At 53.1% G+C, this 26,189-nt stretch carries 22 protein-coding genes; 20 read left to right on the plus strand and 2 right to left on the minus strand.

Going from position 1 to position 26,189, the window contains the following annotated elements:
* Positions 1-75 precede the first annotated feature (75 nt).
* The 6 genes from FIU95_RS01710 to creD all read left to right on the plus strand — a co-directional run bounded on the left by FIU95_RS01710 (position 76) and on the right by creD (position 6,523).
* Positions 76-1,857, plus strand: a complete 1,782-nt coding sequence (locus FIU95_RS01710; protein WP_152450925.1) for an acyl-CoA dehydrogenase C-terminal domain-containing protein — start codon at positions 76-78, stop codon at positions 1,855-1,857.
* 126 nt (positions 1,858-1,983) lie between these two features.
* Complete coding sequence (locus FIU95_RS01715; protein WP_152450928.1) at positions 1,984-2,175, plus strand: DUF3094 family protein; 192 nt, start codon at positions 1,984-1,986, stop codon at positions 2,173-2,175.
* A 10-nt stretch (positions 2,176-2,185) separates the two neighbouring features.
* A complete protein-coding gene (locus tag FIU95_RS01720; RefSeq protein ID WP_152450931.1) occupies positions 2,186-2,854 on the plus strand; it encodes a nitroreductase family protein in 669 nt (222 codons plus the stop codon).
* Between the two features lie 59 nt (positions 2,855-2,913).
* Positions 2,914-3,600 carry a two-component system response regulator CreB gene (gene creB, locus FIU95_RS01725; RefSeq protein ID WP_152450933.1) on the plus strand — a complete coding sequence of 229 codons (687 nt, stop codon included), beginning with the start codon at positions 2,914-2,916 and terminating at the stop codon, positions 3,598-3,600.
* A 1-nt stretch (position 3,601) separates the two neighbouring features.
* Positions 3,602-5,026 (plus strand): two-component system sensor histidine kinase CreC, encoded by a 1,425-nt coding sequence (gene creC / locus FIU95_RS01730; RefSeq protein WP_152450935.1) that lies wholly within the window; start codon positions 3,602-3,604, stop codon positions 5,024-5,026.
* 123 nt (positions 5,027-5,149) lie between these two features.
* Positions 5,150-6,523, plus strand: coding sequence for a cell envelope integrity protein CreD (creD, locus tag FIU95_RS01735; protein ID WP_152450938.1), 1,374 nt, complete (start codon positions 5,150-5,152; stop codon positions 6,521-6,523).
* 47 nt (positions 6,524-6,570) lie between these two features.
* Here the strand turns inward: creD and FIU95_RS01740 are convergent, their stop codons facing one another.
* A complete protein-coding gene (locus tag FIU95_RS01740; RefSeq protein ID WP_152450940.1) occupies positions 6,571-7,029 on the minus strand; it encodes an EVE domain-containing protein in 459 nt (152 codons plus the stop codon).
* Between the two features lie 120 nt (positions 7,030-7,149).
* On the opposite strand from FIU95_RS01740, the gene FIU95_RS01745 reads away from it, so the two are divergent.
* The 10 genes from FIU95_RS01745 to FIU95_RS01785 all read left to right on the plus strand — a co-directional run bounded on the left by FIU95_RS01745 (position 7,150) and on the right by FIU95_RS01785 (position 19,258).
* The gene (locus tag FIU95_RS01745; protein WP_152450942.1) at positions 7,150-8,238 is read left to right on the plus strand and encodes a sensor histidine kinase; all 1,089 of its coding nucleotides are present in this window, start codon (positions 7,150-7,152) and stop codon (positions 8,236-8,238) included.
* A 4-nt stretch (positions 8,239-8,242) separates the two neighbouring features.
* Entirely contained in the window at positions 8,243-9,058 is an 816-nt protein-coding gene (locus tag FIU95_RS01750) for a LytTR family DNA-binding domain-containing protein (RefSeq protein ID WP_152450944.1), read from the plus strand.
* 374 nt (positions 9,059-9,432) lie between these two features.
* Positions 9,433-12,528, plus strand: a complete 3,096-nt coding sequence (locus FIU95_RS01755) for an efflux RND transporter permease subunit (protein WP_152450946.1) — start codon at positions 9,433-9,435, stop codon at positions 12,526-12,528.
* A complete protein-coding gene (locus FIU95_RS01760) occupies positions 12,525-13,649 on the plus strand; it encodes an efflux RND transporter periplasmic adaptor subunit (protein ID WP_152450948.1) in 1,125 nt (374 codons plus the stop codon). Before FIU95_RS01755 ends, FIU95_RS01760 begins: the two co-directional genes overlap by 4 nt.
* Positions 13,650-13,745: 96 nt before the next feature.
* Positions 13,746-14,435 (plus strand): DUF6515 family protein, encoded by a 690-nt coding sequence (locus FIU95_RS01765; RefSeq protein WP_152450950.1) that lies wholly within the window; start codon positions 13,746-13,748, stop codon positions 14,433-14,435.
* Positions 14,436-14,552: 117 nt separating this feature from the next.
* Positions 14,553-16,754 carry a mechanosensitive ion channel domain-containing protein gene (locus FIU95_RS01770; RefSeq protein WP_152456046.1) on the plus strand — a complete coding sequence of 734 codons (2,202 nt, stop codon included), beginning with the start codon at positions 14,553-14,555 and terminating at the stop codon, positions 16,752-16,754.
* Positions 16,755-16,902: 148 nt separating this feature from the next.
* Positions 16,903-18,315: a rhomboid family intramembrane serine protease gene (locus FIU95_RS01775; RefSeq protein WP_152450952.1), complete on the plus strand. Its 1,413-nt coding sequence runs from the start codon at positions 16,903-16,905 to the stop codon at positions 18,313-18,315.
* Positions 18,316-18,401: 86 nt separating this feature from the next.
* Positions 18,402-18,566, plus strand: coding sequence for a hypothetical protein (locus tag FIU95_RS21395; RefSeq protein WP_253869155.1), 165 nt, complete (start codon positions 18,402-18,404; stop codon positions 18,564-18,566).
* Positions 18,544-18,870 carry a cupin domain-containing protein gene (locus tag FIU95_RS01780; protein ID WP_371416958.1) on the plus strand — a complete coding sequence of 109 codons (327 nt, stop codon included), beginning with the start codon at positions 18,544-18,546 and terminating at the stop codon, positions 18,868-18,870. The genes FIU95_RS21395 and FIU95_RS01780 overlap by 23 nt, the downstream gene beginning before the upstream one ends.
* A gap of 22 nt (positions 18,871-18,892) precedes the next feature.
* Positions 18,893-19,258 carry a DUF393 domain-containing protein gene (locus FIU95_RS01785; RefSeq protein ID WP_152450954.1) on the plus strand — a complete coding sequence of 122 codons (366 nt, stop codon included), beginning with the start codon at positions 18,893-18,895 and terminating at the stop codon, positions 19,256-19,258.
* Between the two features lie 110 nt (positions 19,259-19,368).
* Here FIU95_RS01785 and FIU95_RS01790 read toward each other — a convergent pair whose 3' ends face one another.
* Positions 19,369-20,781, minus strand: a complete 1,413-nt coding sequence (locus FIU95_RS01790) for a hypothetical protein (protein WP_152450956.1) — start codon at positions 20,779-20,781, stop codon at positions 19,369-19,371.
* Between the two features lie 165 nt (positions 20,782-20,946).
* On the opposite strand from FIU95_RS01790, the gene pepB reads away from it, so the two are divergent.
* The 4 genes from pepB to FIU95_RS01810 all read left to right on the plus strand — a co-directional run bounded on the left by pepB (position 20,947) and on the right by FIU95_RS01810 (position 26,108).
* The gene (gene pepB, locus FIU95_RS01795; protein ID WP_152450958.1) at positions 20,947-22,236 is read left to right on the plus strand and encodes an aminopeptidase PepB; all 1,290 of its coding nucleotides are present in this window, start codon (positions 20,947-20,949) and stop codon (positions 22,234-22,236) included.
* 240 nt (positions 22,237-22,476) lie between these two features.
* Positions 22,477-23,631: a DUF3667 domain-containing protein gene (locus FIU95_RS01800; protein ID WP_152450960.1), complete on the plus strand. Its 1,155-nt coding sequence runs from the start codon at positions 22,477-22,479 to the stop codon at positions 23,629-23,631.
* Positions 23,632-23,819: 188 nt separating this feature from the next.
* Positions 23,820-24,962 (plus strand): DUF3667 domain-containing protein, encoded by a 1,143-nt coding sequence (locus tag FIU95_RS01805; protein ID WP_152450962.1) that lies wholly within the window; start codon positions 23,820-23,822, stop codon positions 24,960-24,962.
* 78 nt (positions 24,963-25,040) lie between these two features.
* Entirely contained in the window at positions 25,041-26,108 is a 1,068-nt protein-coding gene (locus tag FIU95_RS01810; protein ID WP_152450964.1) for a DUF3667 domain-containing protein, read from the plus strand.
* The last annotated feature ends 81 nt before the right edge of the window (positions 26,109-26,189 follow it).

Here is a 26,189-nt window from a genome sequence, read left to right on the forward strand (position 1 = left end):
AAACCAGTTGACTTTGTACGCCTTCGGCCCTAGATTCAAACAAGCGTTTGAAAGATCTGAATGAGGACCGGGAGCATGGCCGACTACAAGGCGCCACTGCGGGAGATGAACTTCCTGCTGCACGAAGTATTTGCTGCGGAAAAACTCTGGGCGGAACTGCCCGGATTGGCCGGAGCTGTGGATCGCGAAACCGCAGATGCGATTCTCGAAGAGATGGCCAAGTTGGCTTCCAACACCCTGGACCCGATCAACCGCAGCGGTGACGAAGAGGGTTGCCATTGGAACGAAGGCGTTGTGACCACCCCCACGGGCTTCAAAGAAGCCTACGCCACTTTCTGTGAGGGCGGCTGGGGCGCGCTGTTGGGCAACCCGGAGTACGGCGGCATGGGTATGCCGAAGATGCTGGGTGCCCAGGTTGAGGAAATGATCAACGCCTCCAATATCTCCTTCGCGCTCTACCCGGTACTGACCAACGGTGCCTGCCTGGCAATCGATGCCCATGCCAGTGAAGAACTGAAGCAGAAATTCCTGCCCAAGATGTACGAGGGCACCTGGGCCGGTGCTATGGACCTGACCGAGCCTCACGCCGGCACCGATCTGGGTATTATCCGCACCAAGGCCGAGCCCCGCGAAGATGGCAGTTACAGCATTAGCGGCAGCAAGATCTTTATCACCGGTGGTGACCAGGACTTGTCCGAAAATATTATTCACCTGGTACTGGCCAAGCTGCCGGACGCACCCAAGGGCCCTAAAGGCATCTCCCTGTTCCTGGTGCCGAAGTACAAGGTGAACGAAGACGGCAGCGTCGGTGAGAGCAATAACGTTAATTGCGGTTCCATCGAGCACAAGATGGGCATTAAAGCCTCCGCTACTTGTGCGATGAATTTCGACGGTGCCCAGGGTTGGCTGGTGGGTGAGGAGAACAAGGGCCTCGCCGCTATGTTTACCATGATGAACTACGAGCGCCTGGGTGTGGGTATCCAGGGCCTCGGCGCCTCTGATCGCTCCTACCAGAACGCCCTGGAATACGCCCGTGATCGTATCCAGAGCCGTTCCCCTGCCGGTGCCCAGCAGCCCGAAAAAGCGGCTGACCCGATTATCGTGCACCCCGATGTGCGCCGTATGCTGCTCACCCAGAAAGCGCTGGTCGGCGGCGGTCGCGCCCTATCCACCTACGTGGCACAGTGGCTGGATATCTCCAAGTTCGGCGAAGGTGAAGAGAAGAAAAACGCCGAGGCTATGGTGGCGTTGCTGACTCCCGTGGCCAAAGCCTTCACCACCGATATGGGCCTCGACTGCACCGTAATCGGCCAGCAGGTCTTCGGCGGCCACGGCTATATCCGCGAGTGGGGCCAGGAGCAGCTGGTGCGCGATGTGCGTATCACCCAGATTTACGAGGGCACCAACGGTATTCAGGCATTGGACCTGGTGGGCCGCAAGACCGTCGCCAGCGGTGGCGCTCTGTTCGAGCTGTTTGCCGCGGACGTACAGAAGTTTATCGAAAGCCAGGTTGATCGCGAGGCGATGGCGGAGTTTGTACAGCCGCTGGCAGTCGAGTTGCAGCGCCTGCGCGAGGCCACCGAGAAGATGATCGCAGCCACCAAGGAAGACCCCCACGCGCCGGGTGCAGCTTCGGTGGAATACCTGCATCTATTTGGCTATGTGGCCTACGCATTTATGTGGGCCAAGGTGGTTGCAGTAGCGCTGGACAAGCAGGAGGCGGACAGCTTCTACAAGGGCCAGGTGAAAACTGCACGCTTCTACTTTGCGCGCTTACTGCCGCGCACCCAGGCACTGGCCGGCAGCGTAAACGCCGGCAGCGCCACGCTGATGGACCTGGAGGAGGAACTGTTTTAACAGCCCTTTCACCGGACTTTAAAAAAGCCCCGCATCGCGGGGCTTTTTTTATGGAGTCGTTTTTCGCTTTCTCCTACACTCGGGTCATAACTATTCAGGGAATAACAATAAAGAGCGAAACAGCCAATGACCGATATCTCTCAAAAGAAACTCTCCGAGGAAGACCAGGCCCGGGTCGATCAGTATCTGCAAAGCGGTGTGAATCAGGTGGAGCGCAAACCCTTCCGCCCCTGGTTGCTGTTTGTCATGTTACTGGTGGTGCTAACCCTGCTGTCATTAATTAGCGTATTGGTCGCACAGACCAAAGGCGTGGTTTAAAGGGCTTACTATGGTGCCCGATAAAACTTTCCAGCCCCTGAACTTTACCTACCTTGGCGATGATGAGATGCGCCGTCGCGCAGGGGACTTTTTCCGCCTGATGCGCCGGCGCCGCTCGGTACGGGAATTCTCGGAGAAACCGGTGCCCCGCGAGGTTATCGAAGACGCCGTGCGTGCAGCCGGTAGTGCTCCCAGCGGGGCCAATAGGCAGCCGTGGCATTTTGTCGTCGTTGAAAATACTGAGATTAAACGCCGTATCCGCCTGGCGGCGGAAGAGGAGGAGCGCGAGTTTTACCAGCGCCGCGCCTCGGAGGAGTGGCTCAACGCACTGGAACCCCTGGGAACCGATGCGCACAAGCCCTTCCTGGAAACCGCCCCTTACCTGATCGCAATTTTTCTGAAGAAGTTTTCCAATGCGGAAAATGGTGAACGATTAAAAAACTATTACACCGCGGAATCGGTGGGTATCGCCACGGGCATGTTGATTGCCGCCCTGCACAATGCTGGAGTGGCGACCCTGACTCACACCCCCAGCCCAATGAAATTTCTCAATGAAATTCTCGGTCGCCCCGTGCAGGAAAAGCCCTATATGATTCTGGTGGCTGGGCTGCCCGCCGAGGGTGCTCAGGTGCCGGCTATCGGCAGAAAACCCTTGGATGAAATTGTGGATTTTATTTGAGTGAGCACTTCCCGAGCGGCAAAAATAGATACACTGGTGGAATTTGAGCTTAGGGTTCCATGCCAAGAATATTGATCGTCGAGGACGAAGGCGCAATAGCCGATACCCTGATTTACGCGCTGCAAGCCGAGGGCTTTACCACCCATTGGGTTACGCTTGCCGGCGAGGCGTTGGCACTACTCGAAGGTGGGCCTTTCGACTTGGTGATTCTGGATGTGGGGCTGCCGGATATCAGTGGCTTCGAAGCCTGCAAACAGTTGCGACGCTTTTCCGAAGTGCCGGTGATATTCCTCACCGCGCGCAACGGGGAAATAGACCGAGTCGTGGGGCTCGAAATTGGCGCCGACGATTATGTGGTGAAACCTTTCAGCCCGCGGGAAGTGGCGGCGCGGGTAAAAGCGATCCTCAAACGGATGGCGCCGCGCGCTGACAGAGCTGAGCTGCCGGAGCCCAAAGGCCCATTCCGTATCGATCCGGCGAGTTACCAAATTCACTTCCATGAAAAGTTATTGCCCCTGACCCACCACGAATATTGCCTTTTGGAAACTTTACTGGCCCAGCCCGGACGGGTGTTTTCCCGCGCACAATTGCTCGATGCTTTGGGGGTGGCTTTGGAAGTGGGGTATGAACGCAATATCGACAGCCATATCAAAGGGCTGCGGGCAAAAATACGCGAGATAGCACCGGAGTCCAAACCAATCCAGACCCACCGCGGCTTGGGATACAGCTGCTGCCCGGAGCAATAATATGCCGCTTTGGGTGCGCATTTTTGCCGTCTACTTTTTGTTTGTCGGGTTGGCCGGCTGGTTTGTATTGAGCACGGTGATGGATGAGATCCGCCCCGGCGTGCGTCAGTCCACCGAGGAGACTCTGGTGGATACCGCCAACCTGCTGGCGGAAATTCTGCGCGACCCAGTCATCGCCGGTAACCTGGCCCAGAGCCACTTACCCGAAGTGCTCGAAGCCTACGGTCGCCGCCGGCCCGAGGCGAGTATCTGGGGGCATACCAAGAGCCAAGTCAATCACCGCATCTATGTCACCGATGCCAGCGGCACAGTACTGCTCGACTCCAGTGGCCTCGCGGTGGGGCGGGATTACTCCCGTTGGAACGATGTTTACCTGACACTGCGCGGCGATTACGGCGCCCGATCCACCCGCGAAGACCCCAATAACCCTGATTCTTCTGTCATGTATGTGGCGGCACCAATCCGTGACGGCGAGCGGATTATTGGTGTGGTTTCGGTGGCCAAGCCCAATCAAACCCTGCAGCCCTATATCGAGCGCTCGCAGCGGCGCTTGATTTGGTTGGGATCTGGGCTGGTTGTACTCGGTTTACTGGTGGGCGCACTGCTGTCCTGGTGGCTCAGCCGCTCTCTGGGGAAATTGACCGATTATGCCCAGGCCGCCAGTGCGGGCCAGAGGGTAAAACCACCGCGGTTGCCCAGTGGCGAATTGGGGCAGTTAGCCGTGGCGGTGGAGCAGATGCGCAGCGAACTTGAGGGTAGGGACTATGTGGAGCGCTATGTGCACACCCTGACCCATGAATTAAAGAGCCCCTTGGCGGCCATTCGCGGTGCCGCCGAACTGCTCGATAGCAATATGCCTGCCGAACAGCATCAGCGTTTTGTGGACAATATCCAGCGGGAGGCCGCGCGTTTACAACAGTTAAGCGAGCGGCTACTGCACCTGGCTCAGGTGGAGCAGCGCCAGGGGCTGGAGGAGCGAGTGTCGATAGCGCTGGCACCGCTCGTTGAGGAGCTGATCGAGGCTCAGCGAGCGCGAATTGACGCCGCCCAGCTGTGTGTGGAGCAAGAGCTGGCACCGGCACTGCAGCTGTACGGCGAACGCTTTCTGCTGCGGCAGGCCCTGGCCAACCTACTGGACAACGCGCTGGATTTCACTCCAGAGGGTGGCCTGATTCGCATCAACGCCGAGCGCTGTGGTGAATGGATCACTGTGCGCCTGTTCAATCAGGGCGAGGCGATCCCGGAGTATGCCTTAACGCGCCTTACCGAACGTTTTTATTCGCTGCCACGTCCTGGTGGCGGGCGTAAGAGTACTGGGCTGGGACTCAATTTTGTTGAGGAAGTGGCGGAATTACACGGCGGTACTCTGTCGATCCGCAATGTGTCGGGTGGCGTTGAGGTCAGTCTGAATTTGCCCGCTGCCTGATGGGTAAGGTTACTTTCCACTGGCCCCACACAATCTCCCCAGACTTTCCATATTGCCTCCATCGGCAATCCATATTCGCAGCTCAGACTGAGGTTATCGAAATTGGATACCGAGGTCTGAACCATGAACCGAGCCCTGGCTTTTAAATTGGGCGCTATTGCCATTTTGATTCTGCTGCTATTGATTCCATTGACCATGATCGATGGCCTGATTAATGAGAGAAAGCGTTATCAGGATGGGGTGATAAACGATATCGCCCGCAGCTCCAGCTTCAACCAGCAAATTACCGGGCCCATTTTGGTGGTGCCCTACGTGAAGAAATACTGGAAGTGGATGACCAATGAAAAAACCGGTGAGAGGCACAAGGAGCAGCGGGAAGAGCGCGGCCATTTGTATTTCCTTCCCGAGCGCTTCGTCTTCAACTCCGACCTGACCACCGAGCGGCGTGCACGGGGCATCTACGAAGCGCTCCTTTACCACAGTGACAGCAAGGTGAGTGGTCTGTTCAAAGTGCCGGACAAAATGGGGCTGGGGGCCAATCTTGACCAGTACCGTTTCAGCACGCCTTATTTATCGGTAGGTATCAACGATATTCGCGGTATCCGCAATGACCTGAAGTTGCGTCTGAACAACCAGACATTGGAGTTTGCCCCGGGCAGTCGCGCACCGATTCTTGGTGATGGTGTGCACGCTATGCTGCCAATGTTGGACTCAGAGGGGGGCCAAACCCTGGAGTTTGCCTTCGATCTCAAATTACAGGGCACCGAGCGCTTCAGCCTGGTGCCGGTGGGCCGTGACAGCCGCGTAGTGATGAGGGCCGATTGGCCGCATCCGAGCTTTTTTGGCAACTTCCTGCCCAGTAGTAGAGATTTAAACGATCAAGGATTTACTGCGGAATGGCAGACCAGCTTTTTCGCCACTAATTTGGAGGAGATACTGCAGCGCTGTCATGGGGAAGATCACTGTAACAACCTGACTAATCGCCGCTTTGGTGTGAGCTTCCTCGACCCGGTGGATCAATACCTAAAAACAGATCGCGCGATCAAATATGCGTTGCTGTTTATCACCCTGACCTTTGCCACCTTCTTCCTATTTGAAATACTCAAGCGCCTGGCGGTGCACCCGGTACAGTATGCCCTGGTAGGTTTGGCGCTGGCGTTGTTCTACCTGCTGCTGTTGTCACTGTCAGAGCATATCGCCTTCGTCAAAGCCTATATGATTTCCGCCGCGGCTTGCGTGGGGTTGATCGGTTTTTATACCAGTGCGGTATTGCGCAGCTGGCAGCGAGGACTGGGCTTCGCCGGGCTGTTGGCTGCCTTATATGCACTCCTGTATGGCCTACTGAGCGCTGAGGACTACGCCCTGTTGATGGGATCGCTGTTAGTGTTCGGAGTGCTCGGTTGCACCATGGTGCTGACCCGCAAACTGGACTGGTACAACGTGGGGCGCAGCCCTACCCAGCGGAGCGGCGAGCCCGGTGGGGACGCACAACCGTAAGCTGGATAAATCACTTCGGGGCGGCATCTTGCCGCCCCGTTCTAGTTTTACCCGCCCAATTTCACGATGTAATCCCACTCCTCCTGGCGCACGGGTTGTATCGACAGGCGCCCCTGCTTGACCAGTACCATCTCCGCCAGCTGTGGATCTTGCTTGATTTCTGCCAGGGGCACAGGACGCTTAAATTCGCTGCGCCAGGTCAGGTCCACACAGAACCAGCGCGGATTATCGGGGCTGGCCTTGGGGTCGAAGTACTTGCTCTCGGGGTCGAATTGCGCCGGGTCCGCATAGGCGGCGCGCACTACTTCGGCGGTGCCCACTACCGCCGGCACCTTGCAGGCGCTGTGATAGAACAGCACCCCATCGCCTACGGCGACCTGATCGCGCAGAAAGTTGCGCGCTTGATAGTTTCGAATACCATCCCAGCGGCCGCTGCCACTGGTTTCGGCGGCGAGGTCTTGCAGGCTGTATTCATCGGGTTCGGATTTGAATAACCAGTGTGTCATGCGGCAGTTTGTCCCTGTGCTGCGCCGGTTGGTGTTTCGCCGGCGATCGGCGCCATTTAGTATGAAGCCATACAAAAGTGTCAAATCGGCGTTATTTTTTCACGCCTCTAGCGGGAGATTATGGGAAACAAAGCATTTCAGTGGCTCTCACAACACCTGTCGAGTCACAGGTCCCAATACTGGGCCCTGCAACTCAGCGGTTGGGCCGGCTACACCCTGCTGACTTTTGTCGGCAGTTTTTTCTGGGTGAAGGACCACTGGATCCACTCGGGTTATATCGCTGTGGCCACCGTCGCCGGGATATTCCTCAGTGAGGTCATGCGTTTCGGCTTCCAGCGCCTATGGAACAAGCCACCGGCCACCCGCTTCTTCGGCTCACTATTGTTGGTACTTTCCGCCGCTGCCGTGTGGGCGGCAATCAAGTTTGGTGGTTCCCTGTGGCTCTATGGCAAGGAGAGCGATGAGCACCCGGCGGTGCTGGCCATGTATTGGTTTTCCTATTCCTTCCTGATTCTCACCACCTGGGCGGCGCTTTATTACGGCATCAAGTACTACCAGTCTTCACAGACCCAGAGGGCCAAGGCTCTGCGTGCAGAATCCATGGCACACCAGGCTCAACTGAAAATGCTGCGCTACCAGCTGAATCCCCATTTCCTCTTCAATACGCTCAATGCCATCTCCACGCTGATTCTGGATAACGACGGGCGCACCGCCAACAATATGGTCACGCGCCTGTCTCAGTTCCTGCGTCACTCCCTCGATAACGACCCCATGCAGAAGGTCACGCTGGCCAAAGAGGTGGAGGCGCTGATGCTGTACCTGGATATCGAGAAAGTGCGCTTTGCCGATCGCCTCGGCGTGCGCCTGGATTTGCAGGGAGAGTCGCCCCAGGCGTTGGTACCCAGTTTGCTACTGCAACCCCTGGTGGAAAATGCGATTAAATACGGCATCTCCCAATTGGAAAGCGGTGGAGAGATCAATATCAAGGCGCGGGTGTTCGCGGGGGAGCTATTGCTCGAAGTGAACGACAATGGTCCGGGTATGCCGGAAGAGGAGCTGCGTCTGGTAGGCAAGGGTTACGGTGTTGGTATTCGCAATACCTGTGAGCGCCTGCGGGCTCTGTACGGCGATGATCAGAGAGTGCGTTTCCGCAACCGCCCTGAGGGCGGGTTATCGGTGAATGTTCGCATTCCCTATGAACAGGAATAACGAGATGAGTGCAGTTGAGAACCTGACCGCAGTAATTGTCGATGACGAACCTCTGGCGCGCCGCGGCCTACGCCTGCGGCTGGAGCAAATGCCCGGTGTCGATGTGGTCGCCGAGTGCGGTAACGGCCGCGAGGCCCTGGAAATTATCCTGAGGCTAAACCCGGATGTAGCGTTTGTGGATATCCAGATGCCGGGGGTTAACGGCCTGCAATTAGTGCAACAGATCCCCCTGGAAAAACTGCCTCAGGTAGTGTTCGTGACGGCCTATGACCAGTACGCGGTGGAGGCCTTTGAAGTCAACGCGGTGGATTACGTTTTGAAGCCCATCGAAGAGGAGCGACTGCAGTTGGCTCTGACTCGTGCGCGGGAAAAAATGGCCACTGCGGATATCGCCATGCAGCGCGAGCAACTGCTGGAGGCGGTGGCGGATCTGACGAAAGAATCCCCGGAGGCGCTGGAGCAGAAACTGGTCAGTGGCCAGTTTGCCGGCAGCGCCTACCCGGACAAAATTGCGGTGAAGGATTCGGGAAAGATTACCCTGGTGCCGGCACGGGAAATCGATTGGATCGATGCCGCCGGGGACTACATGTGTGTGCACGCCCAGGGGGAAACCCATGTGATGCGCATTACCATGAAGGAATTGGAGCAGCAGCTAGATCCTAAATTATTCCAGCGTATTCACCGCTCGACTATCGTGAATTTAAGCCGTGTGCGGGAAATTCGCGCGCATATTAATGGCGAGTATCACTTGGTGCTGGATAGTGGCGAGTGTCTGAAAATGAGCCGTAGCTATAAGAGTAAAGTGCAGCATTTTCTCTGAGACATTTTCGGCTCCTGCGGGGGTAAAAATTCCCTTCATGGCCTGATCGAAAATTCCCGACACTTTGTCGCAACGCCCTTGTTTGCGATTCCTATTGCATTAGTCTTCCTTCACCTCCCGCCGGTCTCCACCGGTGGGCAGATCGTACGCACAGGAGAGTGCGGCTGTTGGCTCAGGGCTTGAATGACAGAAATACGCAGTTTTTTCACAAAAATTTTGCGCTTTTCAGTGAGAATAAAACTGGGCACGGGTCGGCGGAGTAGCAGCAGATTTATGACTCTGCGCCAGTATTTTCCCGGAGACAGTGAAATAGATAAGGACTCGTCTATGTCATTGCCAGCTTAATCGTAAAAAACAAAATAAGGGCCTATGGAATGGCGCTGACAAAAGCCGCTATTAAAAATCCTGCCGCCGCTGGTGTGGCAGTGGTATTCGCCGTTTTATTGGGAACATTTCTCGCCAGTCGCCTACCGGTACAGCTTTTCCCCGATATTGAAAACCCGCGTATTGCCATCCAGGCCGGCTGGCGTGCTGCTGCGCCAAAAGAGGTGGAAGCGGAAATTGTCGAGCCGATCGAATCGGTGCTCCAGGGCCTCACTGGCCTGGAAACCATGGAGGTCAATGCCGGCAGGGGAGGCGCCTGGGTGAATCTCGAATTCACTATGGGCACCGATATGAACAAGGTGCTAATTGATGTAATCAGCCGCATGAGTAGTCTGCCGCCTCTGCCCCGGGATGCGGAGCCGCCGCGGGTGATGCTTGGCGGTTGGGGCGGTGATGCCACTGCACTCACCTATTTCTTTTTGCAGAAGCTACCTGGAAATCCGAACCACCTGGATGATTACGCAGGTCTGATCGAGGATGTGTTGCGGCCTGAACTGGAGTCCGTACCCGGTGTTTCCAGTGTGGAGGCCCAGTCTGGTCGTGCTGCGCAAGAAGAATTACAGGTTATTTTTGATCCCTGGAAGGCGGCCGACCTGGGCATTCAGTTACCGGCGATCAGTCGCCAGCTGGCCTCAGCGCGGGATGTTTCCGGGGGTTTTACCGATGTAGGACGCCGTAGATACACATTGCGTTTCGTTGGTGAATACAAGCCGGCAGATCTGTCTGAGCTGGTGTTGGAGTGGCGCGATGGCCAGCCGGTACGACTCGGCGATATTGCCGAGGTGCGTGTGGGGCCATCTGATTCCCGTGGGGTAACCACGCAGAACGGTAATCCTGCGGTATCCATGCGCATTAACCGCACCAACGATGCCAATATGCTCGCCACTCTGGAGTTGGTAAAGCAGAAGGTCGCGGAGCTGAATGCGACAAAACTGAAAAACGAACAGCTGGTGTTGGTACAGTCTTTCGATGCCTCGGTGTTTGTTTACCGCGCTCTAAATCTTTTAGGCGGCAACCTGATATTGGGCATACTGCTGGCGGTGGGGGTGCTCTGGTGGTTTATGCGGCGTATGCGTGCGACATTAATCGTTGCTGCAGCTATTCCCATCTCTCTGCTTTCCACTTTCGTCGTTTTGTCCGCGGCCGGGCGCAGTGTGAATGTGATATCCCTCGCGGGGCTGGCTTTCGCCACTGGTATGGTGCTGGATGCGGCGATTGTGGTGCTGGAAAATATTGTGCGCCTGCGGGAAAAAGGTCTCGCTCCCGAGGAAGCCTCGGAGCAGGGTGCCGGGCAGGTTTGGGGCGCATTGCTGGCGAGTACTGCCACCACCGTGGCGATCTTCCTGCCGGTATTTTTCCTCAACAGTGTCGAGGGGCAAGTCTTTGGTGATCTGGCCCTGACCATTGCCGTAGCGGTGGTGTTTTCCCTACTAGCCGCCATTGCCATAGTGCCGCTGGCGGCAAAACTATGGCTGCCGCCAATTTCCAGTGAGGACCGACTGGCTCATGTGTGGGAAAAAATAACCACACGGGTTATGGCACTGACTAGCACCCGTGCACGCCGTTGGCAGGTGATCGGTGGTTTTCTGCTGGTGCCCATCGCTGCGACTTATTTCCTATTACCCAATCTCGATTATTTACCGCCGGTAAAACGCGATGCGGTGGATGTGTGGATGAATTTCCCCTCGTCGACTAATACCAAAACCATTGAAAAGGATATCGTCAACGAGCTGGACCGGCGTATGGCACCCTATATGAGTGGTGAGCGCGATCCGGCCCTGAAGAACTACTACATCATTACCTGGCCCCACGGTGGCACTATGGGCGTGCGCGTTGAGGACATGGATCAGGCCAAGGAGATGGAAAGGTTGTTGCGAGAGGAAATCTTGGTGGATATTCCAGATTTTCAGGGTTTCGCCGCGCGTGGAAATTTATTTGGCCAATTCGGTGGTGATCGCCGCATCGCCCTGCACCTGCAGTCCCGCGACGCCGATGGTCTGATGCGCGCTGCCGCCCGCGGTGTGGAAGTAATGGAGGAGGTGATGCCGGGTACGCCGGTACAGACCAATCCGGGCCTGTCACTTTCGGAACCCGAGCTGACGGTGCGACCCAACGACCGCGCCATGCTGGAGCAGGGTTGGAATCGTCAGGATATGGGCGGCCTGATTCGTACCCTCGGCAACGGTCTCTACGTGGGGGAATACTTCGATGGCGAAAAACGCCTGGATGTAATTTTCAGGGCTCAGCCCTGGAGCACACCGGAGCAGTTGCAGAATACGCCGTTGGTCACCCCGCGCGGTGAGGTGGTGCCGTTGAGCCAGTTGGCGAGTGTGGAGCGTACCGTGGGCCCTGGCAATCTGCGCCGGGTGGATGGTCGCCGCACCATCACTCTAAATATTGTGCCGCCGGACGATATCTCTCTAGAGGAAGTGCGTGCCCAGCTAGAGGAGGATGTGTTGCCAAAGATCCGTGAGGCTCTGCCCGATGATGGCAGTATCCTGGTGGGGGGGAACGCCAGCGATTTGGATAAGGCCCTGATTTCTCTATCGCAAAACTTCTTATTGGCCTTGTTGATCTTGTTCCTGCTGATGAGCGCCCTGTTCCGCTCACTGCGCGATGCCGGCCTGGTACTGTTAACGGTGCCGCTGGCTACCGTCGGTGGGGTCTTGGCACTGCAGCTGCTGAACTTGATCAGCTTCCAGCCCCTCGACCTGCTTACCATGATCGGCTTCGTTATCCTGCTGGGGCTGGTAGTGAATAACGCCATTCTGCTGGTGCATCAGACCCGCGCAGCGGAAGGCGCTGGTGCCAGCCGAGTAGAAGCGGTGGAGCAGGCACTTCGACTGCGTTTAAGACCGATCTTTATGAGTACCTTGACCAGCGTATTCGGCATGTTGCCCCTACTGGTGGCGCCGGGGGAAGGCAGTGTGATTTACCGCGGTCTGGCCGCCGTAATCGTCGGTGGTATGGCGGTTAGTACCCTGTTTACTTTGATTTTGTTGCCGGCGCTGTTACAGACCGGTCATCTGCCCCTGCCGCAATTCAGCCGGCTGCGCCATAAACTGGCCCTGAGGAGTTCCCAATGAAGAAGTTACTAGCCGGTGTTGCCCTGTCCATCGCCTTTGTGGGGCCGACGCTGGCCCAGAATGGCACGGTAGCGGTAACCGTAGATCGGGCCGAGACCCGCCAGATGGCGCCGAGCCAGTGGTCCGCCGGGCAGGTGGTGAGCCGCCGCGATATTCGCATTTCCTCGGAGCTGGATGGCGCGCTGGAGTTTGTCGCCGAGCCCGGCAGTCTGGTAAAGAAAGGGGAACGCCTGGCACAGCTGGATGGGACCCACTGGCGCCTACAGTTGCGCAATAGCGAGAGCCGCATTGCCCAGTTACAGGCGCGTCTCACCTATCTGGATGCGCAGCTGCAGCGTTTGAGCAAGCTGGCGGAAAGCAATAGCACTTCGCGCGCGGCGCTGGAGGAGCAGCAAGCCGAACGCGAGGCTATGGCACAGGATCTCTTGGCTGCACAAATTGAGCGGGACAGACGTGCCTACGAGCTTGGTAAAACTACCATCGATGCTCCCTTTGACACCCTGGTGGTGAGCCGCGAATTACAGGCGGGGGAGTATGTACGCACTGGCTCCGAGTTGCTGCGTGCCCTGGATATGTCTCAACTGGAAGTGGAAGCGGATATCCCTCTGGCCGCATTGCCCCTGATCGACGCCGGAGACAGCATTGCAGTGCGCAGTGATGCGGTATCCCTATCCGAGGACGAGAGCGTCAGTGCTCGGATCATCAACGGCCAGGTGCGCCAGTTTGTCCCCGTAGCCAGTGACAATTCGCGCAGGGTCAAGCTGATGGTGCAGTTGCCTCGTAACAGCACGCAACAGTGGGACTGGATCGTGGGGATGCCGGTACAAGTGGCTGTGCCTCTCTCTGAAGTTAGCGCCACCATGGCGGTACCACGGGATGCCTTGGTGCTGCGCAATGGTGAAACCTTCGTTTACCGTATAGATAAAGAAGACAAAGCTGAGCGACTCACCGTTCGTGTTGGCAGCGGCGATGGAGAATGGATTGCTGTTTACGGCGACCTCGATAGTGGTGACCGGGTTGTTGTGCGCGGCGCCGAGCGTCTGCAGTCGGGGCAGGACGTGAAGATACTCTCGGAAGTGGTGCGCGATGAGGATGGCACCAATATTGTGAGCGGAACCTGACCGACCTATCGGTTGCAGTCCCCATAAATTAAATTGGGGAACAAAGTTCCATGACAATACACTTCTGCGACATTTACTTGCTCGCCGAGGTGTCTTATGCGTTTCCTGTTCGCGCTGCTGTTACTGACAATGACCTCAGCACCTCTAGCGGAGACGCAGATGGTGCGCCTTCCAGACGGGGCGCGCCTTATCGAAGCCAATAATGAGATCTATTTCTACGTAGACGGAAACTTCTACCGGCAGGGGCCAGATGGCTATACCCGCGTGGAGCCGCCACTGGGAGCCAAAGTACCGGAAGTTCCTATGGGGACTTCATTCTACCTCGATGGCAAGGACTATCGACGGGCTGGCAATGGCACCTTCTTCGAATTTGACCCAAAGGACAATCAATTTGTGGTGGTGACACCGCCGGCTAACTGGCGCAATTACAGCCGCAACCCCCTAGAGTCCGGGGAGAGAATTTACTCACGGGCCTATCCTTCTCAGCGTACCTATCCTTCACAGCGTACCTATCCGTCAGAACGCACTTACCCACCTCAATACGAGACTTCCCGAGCTTACCCTCCTAAGTATGAATCCTCCCGTAACGTCAGCCAGCTACGGCATTCACGCGGTGTACGCCGCTCCGGCCGCAATCTCGGCCGTCGGGAAGTCTTTTGTCAAACCAGGGCTGCCAATTTGGTGAGAAGTACGCACCAACTCGGCAGAGCGTCGGTGACCAGTACGCGAGCCTACCGAAGGCAGTACCTCAATTGTATGCGTGGCTATGGGCGCAGACGTTATTGAGTTTTCTTTGAGCTCTTGGGGCGGGAGCCAGGCGGCTCTCGGCTACACTCAAGGAATATGCCCTTAAGGGCAGGCTTTCCCCTCGCAGATACTGCTTCACGGACAGATGTGTACTCTATGCTGGGCGCTGGTGGTTACTCTTATTATTTTGAAAAGCATAAGACTCGCTCCGAGCACCGATTACCCCACTTTTTTTCGCTCGCTCTCTGCCTGATTTTTCTCGCCCTGTTTTCCCTGGCGGCCAGCGCCCAGCTGCCGGGCTCCAAACCCAAGGAATTCAAACCGGTAGTTCCCGAGTTCGCCGACCCCTCTGCAGACTGGTGGACCGGTTGGACCAGCGCATCACCGGAACAGCGGCGGGAGTGGCTGCTGGCCTTAAAGAAAGGCTGGGAGGAGTGGCAGCAGGAAGTGCCGAAAGATGACGAAGCGCTGCAAAAAGGTGCCAAGAAAATCACCCAGAGCCTGGAGGGGGTGGAGGTCACCTGGAATAAGCGCCAGGAGTACTTAAAAGTTGAGCTGATGCCGGATGTGAAGTTTCCGGAAAAGCCTACCGTACTCGACTGGGCCCGTGCCGATGCTGCTATCAGCCGGGGTCAGCGCCGTTTAAGTGGAGTGCAGTTGGAGGCGCGCCAGCTACGGGAAAGTCGCGCACAATCCCTGGCGCAGCTGCGCAAGCAGGTCATTGTGCTGCGCGATGCCAAAGGGGATGAAGAGGACGAGGCGGCGCAAGCGCTGTTGCTGGCTCAGATTAATCACCTGAATATTATTGAGCAGCTGGAAACGGTGAATGAGTTCCTCGGCACCTGGCAGGAGAAAATTGATCTGGCGGAAACCAAGTTGCGGGGCATGCTCGAAGACCTGCATTTCAGTGAAAAAGACGCCGAGAAACTGAAAAAATCTATCACCGATAGCGAGAAAAAAATCGAGCGCATTGCCACTACCCGCACCAGTATTCAGAGCTCCACCGAGCCCTCCACCGATCCCGACGTCAATATGAAAAAGGATCTCACCCTGATGCAGCTGGAGGTGGATCTGCTGGAGGAGCATCTGGGCAAGCGCAAGAGTGAGCTGCTGCAGTCCATCAACCGCGTATTGAATCCCAAGAATGAAGAGGAGACGCTGGTTGTCAGCCGTGAGCTGCTGGAGAACGCCAATGCGGTGATTGAGAGTACTTCGCGGGAACTGGCCATTCGACAGCGGCAGGTAGTGGCCTGGCGCGATGAGGAGGAAAACGCCGACCTGAGCCGTTGGTGGGCTTACTTTGAGCGGATTGGCAGCGGTTTGGCCCGGGCCAACGACCTGGAGCAGGATATCCAGCGCTACGAAAAAGCCCAGCTGGAAGTCTACCGCGAACGCCAGGGCTGGTGGGCCACGGTGCGTGAGCGCCTGGCCCTGACAGGCCGCCAGGTATACAAGCGCTGGCGTACTTTGGCGGACTACCAGCTGTTTACCATCGCGCAAAATCCGATCACGCTACGCCTGATTGCCAAGATGGTGTTTGTGCTGGTCTGTGCATGGTTGCTATCGATGCTGACTCGCGCCTTCCTGCATCGACTCGTGCGCAGGGAGCACGCCAGCGAATCCTCCATGTACAACCTGAGCCGGGTACTGCATTACACCTATATCGGTGTCGCCCTGATCATAGTATTGAGCATGCTCGGCCTGGACACCTCCAAGCTGGCACTGGTGGCCGGTGCTTTATCGGTGGGGCTTGGTTTTGGTTTGCAGGCGATCTTCTCCAATTTTATCTCGGGGGTGATCTTGCTGTTTGAGCGACCGCTCAAGGTGGGCGACCTGGTGGAGTTGGAGTCCGGTGTCTTTGGCCGTATCCGCGATATCAATGTACGCTCCACACGCATCACCACCCGCGACAATGTGGATATCCTGGTGCCGAATACGGAGTTTGTGGCGGGGCGGGTGATTAACCATACCCTGGATGACCCGGTGCGCCGTATCCATGTGTCCTTTGGGGTTTCCTATTCCTCCGACCCGGATTTGGTGCGCGAGGCTGCACTGGAAGCCGCCTCGCGGGTCAATATCACCCATACCGACTGGAAGCGTAAAACTGAGGTATGGCTGATGGGGTTTGGCGACAGTGCCTTGAACTTCAAACTGGTGGTATGGGTGAACAGCAATATGGTCACCTCCCTGGGGGACTCCTATGCACTCTACAATCTGGAGTTGTTGCGGGAGTTCCGTGAAAAGGGTATCGAGGTGCCTTTCCCGCAACGAGACCTGCACCTGCGCAGTTGGGATGCGCCGGTGCTGATCGCCCACTCCGAGAGAAATGAGAAAAACGAGAAAAGCGAGAAGAAGTAGTGCCTCTCGGGCTGCACTGGACTTGAGTTGCCGCAAACAGGCGTAGTATTTTCCAAATAGCCGACGAGAATGTTGGCTTCATCCCTGTCATTTTTTATTGCTGCGTTTTGCTATCGGGCGCTCGTGCAATATCTATAAGGAAACGCCGGTGCTGATAATCCCGATCCAAAATAAACCAGACTGGCGCCGCCCTCCACTGATGTGCTTCGCGCTGATCCTCGCCAACCTGTTGATATTTGTATTTTACCAGGGGGGAGATGAGGCCCGCTGGCAACAGGCGGAAGAGTATTATTTTGACAGTGACCTGCCAGACCTGGAAGAGCAGCGCTTTCTGGTTTACGTCAACGAGGAGCACCCAGAGTGGCGCCTGCAGATGGATGTGGAGGGAGAGGAGTTCGTCTACCGGGAACTGTTGTGGAATACGGAGTTTCACCAGTGGTTGCTGCCCAAGCTGAAACAGGAAGGGCAGAGCCAGTGGCTGCAACAGCGCCTGCATTTTGCCGGGCTGCGCAACCAAGTCAGCAGCATGGCCTTGGGCCTGATCCCGGCGGAGCCCAGCGTGGCCGGCATGCTCGGCCATATGTTCCTACATGGCAGCTGGGATCATTTGATCGGCAATATGGTGTTTTTGTTGTTGTTTGGCTTGTCGGTGGAGTTGGCTCTGGGCGGACTCTGGTTTATCGCCCTCTATTTACTCGGTGGCCTGGCCGCGGCTGGTTTGCATATGCTGGTGGAGTCTGGCAGTAATGTACCCATGGTCGGTGCTTCCGGTGCCGTGTCAGCGATAATGGGTATGTTCGTTGCTATCTACGGCGTGCGGCGTTTGCGATTCTTCTACACCGTTGGATTTATGTTTGGCGAGTTCAGCGCACCAGCTTTAATGGTGCTGCCTCTGTGGCTGGGCAAGGAAATCTTCGGTTACTTTTACGGGGATGCGGGTATTGCCTATTGGGCCCACACCGGCGGTTTGTTGGCCGGATTTGTCCTGGCCTTGATGCTGATTTACTGGCGCCCACCGTTAAAGGAGATGCCGGTGGAGGAAGAGGAATTACCCTCGCCACAACAGAGCGCGCTGACGCGTATCGACCGATTCCAGGAAGAGGGCAAGTTGATTGAGGCCGCTGAAGCTGCGGCCGCGGCAGTGCGTCAGTATCCCGATCATTTGGCTCTGATTCAGCGCTATATCGAATTGACCGCGATTAATCCCGATAGTGAGGCGTATCACCGCGCCAATCTGGCGCTCTTCGCCCAGGCTGCCAACCCGGCCATCGATGCCCGTATTCTTGAGGCTGGTTATCGAAACTATCGACAAGCTACGCAGACACCGCGCGCCCTCACCGCCAAAGCCTGCCTGCTTATGGCGCGCCGTGCCGCCGAAGTGAAAAACTGGTCCTGGCTGGAAGAGCTTTTAAACAGGCTAATTGCGCAGCGGGTGCAACATCCACTGATACCCAAGTTGGGCATGGCTCTGGTGAATTATTACCGACGCCTGGGGGAGGAAGGGCGTGCGCGAGAGATGAAAGCGCTAACCCAGGGGATGGAAATATCTGGTCAGCCCTAGAAGGCAGCGGTCTATATATTGGAATACGTTGGCAACTGGACAATCGTCAGTGAGTATCAATAAGATCAAATTGGCAGGGGAGCCAAATGAATAAATCTATTATTAAAAACAAAGAAATCCTGGAAATGGAAGGGGAGCACAAGGTGCACTTCCTAAACCCGAATGCTGTGCGTCGTAATAAATCCCTGGGGGGATATTACCGGGATAAGCGGTTTTGGTTTTCATATCATCGAAATAGAGCCTGGGTATGAATCCACTGAATATCACTGCCATAAATTCGAAGATGAGTGTGTCTATATCCTGCAAGGACAGGCGTCAGTGCAAATTGGTGAAGATACCCATACGGTGAGTGAAGGGGACTTTATTGGTTACCCGGCCAATGGTCTCCCCCACGTGATGAAAAATACCGGCGAGGGTACTCTACGCTGTATCGTGGTAGGCCAACGCCTGGATCACGATGTGGCCGATTACCCAAATAAAAATAAGAGGATTTACCGCAACAAAGGCTTGCCCTGGGAGCTGGTGGATCACGCAGATATTGAGCATCCCCGCTAATTGCAAACGCTGAGTTTCCTTTATGTCCACGAAAATTCGTGTTTTCTACAATTCTGCCTGTCCGGTATGCGATGCGGGAATTCGTGCACAGAAGAAAAAAAACACCACATGTGGTGTGGACTGGGAAGATGTGCACCTTGATAACGCCAAAGCACAACAGCTCAGTGTCGATCTGGAGTTTGTGCGGGAACGCCTACATGTGATTGATACACAGGGGCATCTGCGGGTGGGCTATGAAGCATTTATAGCCATCTGGGAGAATTCTCCCAGTGAGCAGTGGAAAGCAAGATTGTCAAAAATACCGGGTCTGCGTTGGTGCCTTAACAAAATCTACAATGGCTTTGCCCGCTGCCTGTATGTATGGAACAGGGCTTTGAAGCACTGGTAAGAGTGGTTCTGATATTTTACGAGGTGAAAACTGGTCACCGAAGCGCGCTACTTTTTACTCGAAACGCGCTGTTGGCCCATACTTCCTGTTTGCGGACTCTTGTGAATAAATCAGTGTGTACTTTCTGAACTGTTTAATACTTTCCACAAAGCGTCTATCTGATTGGCCAGAGGGGTGTTCGGGAATTTCTTCCTGATAAACTGTAGCAATTTCCTGGCTAGATCTTCTCGGCTCAATCCGTCCATATACACCTGCGCGAGCAGCAAGTAGGCGGCATCCAATTGTGGATAATTTTCCTTGTGCAGATTGTTCAGCAATTGCGCGGCCTGCTGATATTTATGCTGTTGATAGAGCACTTTGGCCAGGGCGTGGCGAAGTTCGGGTTTAGTGATCGGCGGCGTGGGCTCAGTAGCCAGGTAGAGTTCTGCAGCTTTGTGTGGCCGGTTGATTTGTACAAACTTATCCAGCAGGTGCGGACCCAGTTCCCGCAGGGCTTTTTGGTCCTGGGTTGCCAGAAGTAAGCGGTAGTAGCGCTCGTTGAGTGCTTCGTCATTGGGGTGGCGTCGAAGTCCATCTACCAGGGCCTGGCGTGCGGCTGGCAGATTCGACTCGCGCATTAATATTTGTGCATCCGCCAGGGCACGTGCGCGGTTAAATTCCTCCTCGTCCATATAGGTGCTTTCATCATCCAGCTCGGCCTGGATGCCCAGTTTCTGTTGCCGAGACAGGCAGATATAACCCATCATCGCGCTGGTCACGATATAGAAGTAGGTGGTAGTGGCCGCGATCACCGGAGCCAGGGACCAGGGTGGTAACTTCTCAATGGCAATGGCCATTAGTAAATTGGGCGCGGCGGAAACTGCAGTGGTAGTAATCCACAGCAGCCAGTAGGGCCAACCGATAATCAAAGTAAATTGTAGTAACTTGAGAGGATTGATTGCCGCACGCAGGCTGTGCTCAAGGGCCAGTACAATCATCGCCGCTGGCGCAAACAGGAAGAGGGCGAAGGCATAAACCTGCACGGCACCCATGCCCAAGGCTAATAGCTTGTAGCCGACAAAACCAGCAACCAGGGTCATCGCAATGACTTTTAGAAACAACGGCGCGCTATTGCCGTCCAGGGCATCACCAATTTCCGGAGCTTCCAGCTGCCCACTGGCGAGCCGCTCGATAACCAGTAGGTTGTAGCGACTCACCAGGGCAACGATTCCCACCATGACTACGATGGCTAAAGGTCCCAGGCTCGAGATTAATAAACTGGCCGCAGCCGCCAGAGCCACAATCGCCAGGGGCCCGGGTTTCAGGGCATAGAGAAAGTAAAAAATGCCCATCTGCCAAAAAGGCTTGGCGCTGTTACTGGCGCCGATATACTCCACTGGGTCTCGGCACAGTGGGCACTCAGGACCGAGGCCCTGATAATTGGCGCTGGAGCCCGGAATGCATTCGCTACAGTATTTGCGCTGACAGGGTTGGCACTGCCAGGATGCATCGGCACTGGAATGGTAGTGGCAGGATTCAGCCATGTATTTTCCCTAAGATCTTTTCTTCCTGAAGGTTTATTGTGTTTCTGCTGACAGTTTATCTGTCGTGATCGTGGCGGCGCAATCGTCGAGTATTTTTGATGTACTGTTAGAATGCAGCGTGAATCCCAATAAAATTGGCACACAAGTTTCAAAAAAAGGTGTTGTATGGCAAAGGTTATGCGCGTTCATTTGATTGAAGGCACTGCAGAGGAACCCTGGGGTGAGGCGGCGCTGCTCAGTTTTAATGGCTTTGAAGCCCATATCCATATCGGTGCAGCGAAAGGCGATGCACTGGTAGCGGCCCAACGCGCGGCGCGACGCCTCGATGGTATGGGGGTAACTGAAGTTGCGCTTAGTGGTGAGGGCTGGGATATCGAAAGCCGCTGGGCTTTCTGGGCTGGTTATTTTAATCCGCGCGTCAGCAATAAAATCGACTGGGCTACAGAGGATGCCGGGGAGTTAAAAGAGCTGGCCGCACGTGAGAATGCCGCTCGCTGGGTTCGCGAGATTACCAATGGTACGCCGGATGATGTCTCGCCTAGAGTGTTGGCGGAGAGCGCTGCGGAAATGTTGCAAACGCTTGCCCCAGAAGCGGTTAGCTATCGCATAGTAGCGGGGGATGATCTGCTGCGCGATGGTTTTGTCGGTATCCACAATGTGGGCCGCGGCAGTGTACGCGAGCCGGTCATGCTACAGCTCGACTACAACCCCACGGGCGATGCGGATGCGGCAGTAGATACCTGCCTGGTGGGCAAGGGCATCACCTTCGATTCTGGTGGTTACAGCATTAAACCCTCCAATAACATGGCCACCATGAAATCCGATATGGGCGGCGCCGCTATGGTAACTGGAGGTCTCGCCCTGGCGATTGCTCGCGGCCTGGGAAAAAGGGTGAAACTGTACCTCTGCTGTGCGGAAAACCTGGTTTCCGGCCATGCCTTTAAACTGGGCGACATTATTGAGTACAGGAATGGTGTTACCGTCGAAGTATTGAATACTGATGCGGAAGGACGCCTGGTATTGGCAGACGGCCTACTCGCCGCAGGGGAAGATAAGCCGCGCTGTCTTTTGGATGCCGCCACTCTTACGGGGGCCGCCAAAATGGCTGTGGGACGCGATTTTAATTCTGTCTTCAGTTTCGAAGATAAAATGGCTCAAAAAGTGCTGAATGCGGCTGCACAGGAAAGTGAGAGAGCTTGGCGTTTACCGCTGGAGCCTTTCCACCTGGAGCAAATACCCTCTAACTTTGCCGATATCTCCAATATTGGCCTGGAAGGCACACCCGGTGCTTCAACTGCGGCTGCATTCCTTGCCCGGTTTGTACCGGAATATGGGAGAAACTGGGTACATATGGATCTCTCCGGCTCTTACCAGCCTAGCGCCAATGACCTTTGGGCCGCTGGTGCCAAGGGGCATGGTCTGCGAACTATCGCTCGCTTCCTGCTGGATAACTGATACCCAGCAATTACTGCCAAAAGTCTTGCAAAACGCGCCTTAAGATAGGCGCGTTTCTTTTTTTTCCTCCCTGGATCCTGTAAATCAACAAATAAATTCTTATTCGAATTGAAAATCTGGATAATTAGCAGGCTTCTACTAACTGAGGAAATTCTATTTTGACTCGTTAATTAATACTTGGGCGCGAGGGTATGTTCTGAGTCAATCAGATAATTTTTTTATGTCGAGGGGTAATAGGTAATGAGTAGTACGGCATCTGCAAATCATACAGCTCAAAAGTTAAATCATTGTGCCAACTGTGAAACTGAGCTTTTAGGCCCTCACTGTCATGCATGTGGTCAGCCAGTCAAAGGCATGGTACGTCATTTTTCTTCTATTATTGGAGACTTGTTTGACACTCTATTGGCATTTGACTCGCGTACATGGAAGACAGTGCCCTCTCTGTTCTTTCGACCGGGCTTCTTAACTGCCGAGTATTTCTCTGGTCGCCGAGTGCGCTATGTAAGCCCCGTGCGGTTGTTTATATTCCTTTGTATTACCAGTTTTTTTGTCACTCAAATTAATAGTGATTGGGCTATTAATTTTAACAACACGGAAGTTGTAGCTGTGGATGTTGAGTCTGCTGGAAAGGGTTATGATGATGCCGTAGAAAATATTCGGAAACTTAAGCAAGAGCATGCAAATGACAACATCTTAGTTGTCAATCTGGAAGAGCTCGAATCTGATCTTGTCAAAGAACAAGTTGAACTTAAAACAGACCTAAATGAGCTTAATAATAACCTGAGTGGTAACAAAGGGGATTCAGTTGATTCCGGTAACTTCACAAAAGATAAAATTACCTCGGGGCTAAATGAAACCATTACAGAACTAGATAAAGAATTTTTACAAGTTAAATGGCTTCCTGGCTCTGTGGAAGAGTGGATTAACAAGAAGGTTGAGAGCGCCCATAAAAATGTAGAGAGGGTGACTGAAGACCCAAATCGATTTAAGAAAGCATTTCTGGGAGCACTACCTTCCACATTAATCATCATGCTGCCATTTTTTGCCATGATGCTGTGGGTGCTATATATTTTTAAACGCAGGCTTTATATGGAGCACTTGATTGTAGCGCTGCATAGCCATGCTTTTATCTGCTTAAGTATATTGATTGCCAATCTATTTTACGGTATGGGTGAGCAATTTGCTGGATATAGTGCGATTGCTTCATTTGTCGATGGTCTTTTGATCGTTCTAGTTGTTTGGATACCTATTTACCTGTTTTGTATGCAAAAGCGTGTCTATCGACAGGGCTGGCTAATAACCCTATGTAAATATTCTTTTTTAGGGTTGGCCTATTTGAGTTTGCTGTCTGTGGGAGCCGTTTTAACGATATTGTGGAGTCTGGCAGAGTTATAGTTAACTAGAAATAGATAGTTACATATTTTTTTTAATTTAATGTTGTATAACATAACCGGAAAGTCCTCTGCATCACATATTGAGATTGTTAATTAATGAATAAACCCTACTGGTAATTGAATTCAATAATGTTGGATTTTTTAATGCTGGTGAAGTAACACATAATAAAATGTCTAGGGAAGTAGGTTTTGAGTAGTACGACATTAACGACCGGTTTTAAATGTAAAGATAATGAGTGTGCTAACTGCTCTACAAAGTTACTAGGCTCTCATTGCTATGCTTGTGGTCAGCCAGTGAAAGGGATGGTAAGGCATTTTTCATCTGTTGTTGGTGATTTTTTAGATACCCTATTAGCGCTTGACTCAAGGAAATGGAAAACCTTGCCTGCTTTATTTTTCCGGCCAGGATTCCTAACTGTGGAATATTTTTCTGGCCGCCGGGTACGTTATGTAAGTCCTGTGAGACTCTTTATCTTTCTCTGCATTACTAGCCTTTTTATTGCTCGTCTGAGTGGTGATTGGTCAATGACATTTTCTAATACTGATACACCAAGGGAAGCCCCGGAGTCAGGAAGTTCAGATCTCGGTCAGACTGTGCAGGGAGATCAGTCGCTTCAAATTGAAAGCCTCAGACGTAAGGGTTTACTAGGAGAACTTGACGAGAGCGAGAAAGTTTTAATTGAGGCTAGAGAAGAGATTATAAACGAAATAAAAAAAGGGCATGATAAAAGGCATATAACCTCAAAAGACAATCTGCAATTTGCAGGGCAATCAATAGTAAATGATAGTTCTGGCAATCAAGATAATAAATTGATTCGAATGGATATAGAGGGGTTGCCAAAAACAATGAAAGAATGGATAGATGATAAAGTTGAAAATGCTAATCAAAATATTAAGGAGGTTGCTAAAAATCCAAGTCGTTTAAGAAAAGCATTCCTTAACACTATTCCTTATGTCATGGTAATAATGTTGCCAATATTTTCCATGATTTTGTGGCTGCTCTATGTTTTTAAGCGTCGGCTATATATGGAGCATTTGATTGTAGCCTTGCATAGCCATGCTTTCATATTTTTAAGCATCCTGGTTGCCAATTTCTTATATTTTGTGAGCAGTAAATTACTTATTTCGCCATTTATGTCTTCAATTTATAAATATCTTATGATGGGGTTAACTATTTGGGTGCTTATCTATCTATTTTTGATGCAGAAATGTATCTATCAGCAGAGTTGGTTTATGACCCTGTGTAAATACTCCTTTGTCGGATTAGCCTATCTTTGTTTGCTGTCTATGGGTGTGGTAGTCACTTTAGTCTGGAGTTTGGCTGAGCTATAGTGGCGGCTGAGTATACTCCTTACGATATAAATAAGTTTGATGTTTAAAAAGCATAGCTGGCTCTAAAAGGTATATGCCATGGATGTTAGGCGCTCAAAGATATCTTCAGCAGAAAGAAGTGATTATTGCGCAAACTGCAATACGATTCTCTTAGGGCCTTTCTGTCATGGCTGTGGACAGCCGGTAAAAGGCATTGTAAGAAACTTTTATAGTGTGGTTTATGATTTTCTGAATACACTTGTAGCATTTGATGCACGCATTTGGAGGACTCTTCCGGCTTTATTATTGTCTCCGGGATTTCTAACTAAAGAGTATCTATCCGGGAAACGAGCTCAATATGTCAGTCCGGCAAAGTTGTTTATTTTTCTTTGTTTAAGCGCCTTTTTCTTGATTCGTATTAGTAGTGACTGGAGTATTTCCAGTGAATACACTTCCTCTCCTAATGGGGATAACACTTTTGTTAAATCAGGAATAAATATAAACGATTCTAATAGAGAATCAGTCAGTAATGATAAGCAGTTTGATTGGCATTTGCCCGGGGGTAGGACGCTAACAGTCCTTGGTGCAGATAACAAACAAGAGGTATGGTCGATAACTTTTAATAGTATCCTCTCAGCTTTCGAAGCTAGGATCACTGGTGTAAGATTTTTGCCAAATTCGTGGTACTTGTGGCTTGATTTAGAGTTTGATAAGGCAAGGAAGAATATTGATAGAGTGTCAGAAAATCCAACTATTTTTGCCAAGGCATTTTTCGGGTCCTTACCCACCATGCTTCTATTGATGCTTCCAATATATTCAGCAATTTTGAGTTTGCTTTATTTTAATAGAAAACATCTATATATGGAGCACGTCATAGTGGCTCTTCATGGTCATGCTTATGTATGTCTGACACTATTATTGGAAACCATAATTTTTCTTGTGCAGGAGTCTATTGAACCCTTATTCTGGGCCGAAATAATATGTTACGGAATAATGCTGCTTCTATTTCTTTGGGTGCCGATAAACCTTTTTATGATGCAAAGGCGTATGTATTCTGAGAGCTGGCTGCTAGCCTGTATAAAATACATTGTTTTAACTCTGGTTTATTTGCCCTTGATTATGCTGGGAACGATGTTGGCCGCATTTTTTAGTTTGGCAGAGTTGTAAGTAAATTATTGAAATATTCAATTTCTTCGAAGTTTTTTACTGTTTATGATCTTAATGTGTGGCGTTAACAGCTTTTAAATG

It is taken from the genome of Microbulbifer sp. THAF38, from assembly GCF_009363535.1.
GTDB lineage: Bacteria > Pseudomonadota > Gammaproteobacteria > Pseudomonadales > Cellvibrionaceae > Microbulbifer.